This window comes from Streptomyces sp. 13-12-16, from assembly GCF_002114215.1.
Taxonomy (GTDB): Bacteria; Actinomycetota; Actinomycetes; order Streptomycetales; family Streptomycetaceae; genus Streptomyces.
The window spans coordinates 15,411-15,804 of the sequence record NZ_NCTE01001465.1 but is presented as its reverse complement, the minus strand read 5'-3'; the positions used below and the strand labels follow the sequence as shown (position 1 = coordinate 15,804).

General features: G+C 76.4%; 1 pseudogene. It reads left to right on the top strand.

Going from position 1 to position 394, the window contains the following annotated elements:
• Positions 1–153 precede the first annotated feature (153 nt).
• Positions 154–394, top strand: a pseudogene (locus B7767_RS45530) (aminopeptidase P family N-terminal domain-containing protein); the annotation flags it as partial.

Genomic DNA, 394 nt, shown 5'->3' with positions numbered 1-394 from the left:
CGCGACCGCGGCGGGCGAGCCGCACCCCCGATGCGGCCGTCCGCGCCCCCGCCGCACCCCCGGCCCCACGACACGACCGCACGCGCCCCCGCCGCACCCCCACTCGGCCCCGCTCGACCGGCGACATCCAGCCACCACTCCTACGCTCGAAGAATGTCAGAGGTCTACGCGGTCCGCCGTACCCGGCTACGGGAATGCTGCAACGCGGGCGGCAGCGCGGCGGCGCTGGTGTCCCGGCCCGCAAACGTGCGCTACCTCGCCGGCGCCGCCCCCGAAGGCGCCGTGCTGCTGCTGGGCAGGACCGAGGACCTGCTGGTGTACGCCGGCCCGCCCGACGACCGCTCACCCCAGAGCCACCCCGACGAATCCCTGCGCGTACACGTCGTCCCCGGCA